General features: G+C 41.8%; 1 protein-coding gene. It reads right to left on the bottom strand.

Translation table 11 applies throughout. The features are described from left to right. Positions 1-243 precede the first annotated feature (243 nt). Complete coding sequence (gene mfd / locus HRT50_RS13490) at positions 244-3,891, bottom strand: transcription-repair coupling factor (RefSeq protein WP_291615325.1); 3,648 nt, start codon at positions 3,889-3,891, stop codon at positions 244-246. Positions 3,892-4,222 lie beyond the last annotated feature (331 nt).

The following is a 4,222-nucleotide window of genomic DNA, read 5'->3' as shown; positions in this document are numbered from 1 at the left end:
CCCTTAAAAAGAAATGTAACGCAGAGTCTGATTTGCTCAGCCTTCCCCAAGGGCTGGTTTAGAAACGCTTTATGCTTTGTTATTGATTTTGAGAAGGGAGTAACCATTCTCTTCAATCAATGCCTTGCCTAAAACGGTTCTAATTCCAGCTGAATCATGCATCTTTAAGTGGAACGGGTATATAAACACTTGAGCAAGTCAGTCTGCTAAAACTTACTTGCTCAAGTTTACCATTATAAGTATTTACTTGGCTAAGTCATTTAAGATATTAGTAATTAGCGTAAAGCGTGCTTGAGCATCTTCAGTTGCTTTGACAAACTTCAATTTACTGGCGCCAGCCATACTATAAACCGTGGGTTGCTTTTGAATTAAGTTAATAATTAACATAGGGTCAACGGTGGTATCATCACTAAAGTCAATGGAGCCGCCGGTGGCACTTGCTTCAATGCGTGATATGCCAATGGTCTGCGCTTTAAGGCGAACTTTGGCGATATGCACTAAGTTTTTGCTCGGCTGTGGCAGTAAACCAAAACGGTCAATTAACTCCACTTGGATATCATCCAGCTCCCTTTTGTTTTTACAGCTGGCAATACGTTTATATAAACTTAAGCGTAAGCTAACATCAAAAATATAATCATCGGGCAGTAGTGCTGGTACCCGTAGCTCTATTTCAGTTTGTGCCGACATCACTTGATTGAGTGATAACTGCTTACCCTCTTTGAGTGCTGCTACGGCATGGTCGAGCATTTCCATATATAAACTAAAACCAATTTGGCTCATTGAGCCACTTTGATCTTCACCTAATAATTCTCCTGCACCACGGATTTCTAAATCATGGGTAGCAAGGGTAAAACCAGCACCTAAATCTTCCAATGCAGCAATGGCATCTAAGCGTTTTTTGGCATCTTTGGTAATGCGCTTTTCATCGGGTGTTAATAAATAAGCGTAAGCTTGATGGTGTGAACGACCAACACGACCACGCAGCTGATGCAGTTGGGCTAAACCAAGGTGGTCGGCTCTGTCCATAATAATTGTATTGGCACTGGGCACATCAATACCGGTTTCGATAATGGTCGTACATACTATGACGTTAAAGCGTTGATGATAAAAATCACTCATAACACGCTCAAGATCGCGCTCGCGCATCTGTCCATGAGCAGTGACAACCCGAGCTTCCGGGACTAAAGCCTGAATGTCAGCGGCGGTTTTATCTATGGTGTCGACATGATTATGTAAGAAATACACCTGACCACCACGTAAGGTTTCCCTTAGAATAGCTTCGCGAATCAAAGCAACATCGTATTGACGAACAAATGTTTTAACCGCTAAACGTTTTGCCGGTGGCGTGGCAATAATAGATAAATCACGCATGCCGCCCATGGCCATATTCAAAGTACGTGGGATAGGCGTTGCTGTAAGCGTTAAAATATCAACATTACTACGCAGTTGTTTAATTTTGTCTTTTTGTTTAACACCAAACCTGTGCTCTTCATCGACAACAAGTAGGCCTAAATCTTTATATTTAATGCTGTTTTGTAGTAACTTATGGGTGCCGATGAGAATGTCAATTTGACCTGACTCTACTCTGGCTATGACTTCCTTTTGCTCTTTAGCCGTTTTAAAGCGTGATAATACCTCAGTCACCACTGGCCAGTTGGCAAATCTATCCCTAAAGTTATCGTAATGTTGTTGAGCTAATAGGGTGGTAGGCACCAAAATAGCAACTTGCTTGCCATCATTTACCGCAACAAAAGCTGCGCGCATCGCTACTTCTGTTTTACCAAAGCCGACATCACCACAAACAAGTCTGTCCATGACTTTGGGCGAGAGCATATCGCTGACTACCGCGTTAATGGCTTGTTTTTGATCGAAAGTTTCTTCAAAACCAAAGCTATCACTAAAAGCTTGGTAGTCTTGTTTATCACGCTTAAAGGTATGACCGTGATTACTGGCACGTTTGGCATAAATATCCAGTAATTCGGCGGCGACATCACGGACTTTCTCCGCGGCTTTTTGCTTGGCTCTACTCCAAGTGTCGGTGCCTAATTTGTGTAACGGCGCATGTTCACTATCGGCGCCTGAGTATCGGCCAATTAAATGCAGTGAGGCAACGGGCACATAAAGCTTGGCTTCACTGGCATAACTCAGTACTAAAAATTCTGTGGTAATACCGCCATTTTCAATGGTTTGCAAGCCTTGATAACGACCAATGCCATGTTCAATATGAACTACGGCTTGACCAATACTAAGTTCGGCCAGGTTTTTAAATATGGCATCAGCTTGTAGGTCTTGTGCTTTAGTTCTACGCCTTGCTTGGGAGACATGATCGCCCAATAACTCGGCTTCTGTGACTAAGGCGATAGCATTTTTAGCACTTGCCCCTTTGGCTTGGAAGGTAAAGCCTTGGCTTAAGCTATTTACCGTTATACCAATGGCGTCGCTGGCGTTGATAAAATCATCAATGCAGGTAAATTGCGTTGGTTTAATATGGTCACGTTCAAGTAACTCTAAAACGCTTTCACGACGACCTTGGCTTTGCGCGATAAACAGTATTTTACTTGGCGTTTCTTTGCTGCTGATAAATTGGTTAATTAACTCAAAGGGCTGCTTCAATTTATGATTGATGGTTAAATCTGGTAGCGGTTTAACATCAAAGCATATCTCACTGGTCTTACTTTTAGCTTTAGCTGCTACTTCAATACTTTCTTCACTGCTCAGCTTATTTTCATTTTCCGCAGCGCCTTGCTCTGCTGAAGCTGTTTTTGCAATGGTGATACGGTCAAAAGGTTTAAGTGCACTGTACAGATCCGCTTCCGTTAAAAACAGTTGCTCGGGCGGCAATAACGGCCGCGTTGGATCATAGCGTCTGTTTTCATAACGATAGTCAATATCAAGCCAATATTGTGCTAAAGAATGTTCTATATCACCACTGATAACAATAAGGGTATTATCGGTTAAATAATCGCAAAGGGTATTGTTAAGCGCAGTAATATTAGTCTCGGCAGCTTTTTTATTATCAAGCTCTTTATTATCGAACTCTTTATTTTCAAAGAATAGCGGCAGGTAATATTCAATACCCGGCGGTAAAATACCATTACTGACCTTATGATAAATTGATTCTTTGTGGATATTGCCACTAAATTGCTCACGGTATTGGCTACGAAATAAATTAATACCGGCTTCATCGATAGGGAATTCATGTGCGGGTAGTAAGTTTATCTCAGTTATTTTTTCTTTTGAACGTTGGCTCTCGGGATCAAAGAGTCTTATTTCATCAATTTCGTCATCAAAAAAATCTAAACGAAACGGGGTTTTACTGCCCATTGGAAATAAATCGAGAATGGCACCACGGGCAGAGAATTCACCATGCTCCATAACCTGCTCAACATGGCGGTAACCATTCGCTTCAAGGGTCCGTCGCATCTGGTGTAAATCTTTTTTCTCCCCCTTTTTTATCACTAAACTATTAGCTTCAATGTATTGCTTGGGTGCTAGCTTTTGTACTAGCGTGGTCACCGGCACAATAATAATGCCTGACTCCATACGCGATAATTGATAAAGGGTAGCAAGGCGTTGAGAAATAATGTCTTGATGAGGGGAAAAGTTATCATAAGGCAGTGTTTCCCAATCGGGAAATAAGCAGATGCTGGCCTTATTCTCATCATGATTTTGACTAGCACTTTTGGCTAAGCTCAGTAACTCTTGCTCTATTTTTAGCGCTTCCGGGGTATTACTGGTAATGACTAGAATGGGCGTTTCAGCGGTTTTCGCTGCTTGGTATAAGGCAAAACTACTACTGCTACCATGTAAGTTATGCCAGCTTTTCTTATCGGGATTCTTGCCACGGCGCTTGGCCAATATAGGGGTCAACAGGCTGCTTGCTTTACTCATGATTTCCTTACACTAATTAACAGGCGATACAATAATGACAGCTATTCTATACCCGTTCATCTTCAAGGTGCAAGATTCAGTGGGAATTTAAAATGCTTTAGGTAAGGCATTCATTTTAAATAATGGTTGCTCCCTTATTACAATGAATAACGCGGCATAAAGCCTATTAAAACCCACCCGAAGGGGAACACAGCGCAACATCACTTTGTTGTTGCACCAATTTGTAAGGGAATGCCATGACTTCATTGGTGCGCCTAAAAGTGAAATTACTCTGTGCTCCTGAACATGCATCTTGAAGTAGAACGGGTATCATTAAGCAGTGACTAAAGCG

It is taken from the genome of Colwellia sp., assembly GCF_013215345.1.
In the GTDB taxonomy this organism is placed as follows: domain Bacteria; phylum Pseudomonadota; class Gammaproteobacteria; order Enterobacterales; family Alteromonadaceae; genus Colwellia.
Note: the sequence above shows the minus strand (reverse complement) of the source record. Positions and strands in the feature narration are given on the sequence as shown.

What these genes read in the sequence shown, in the direction of transcription:
- mfd (WP_291615325.1), bottom strand. Translation starts at nt 3,891, where the DNA reads ATGAGTAAAGCAAGCAGCCTGTTGACCCCTATATTGGCCAAGCGCCGT.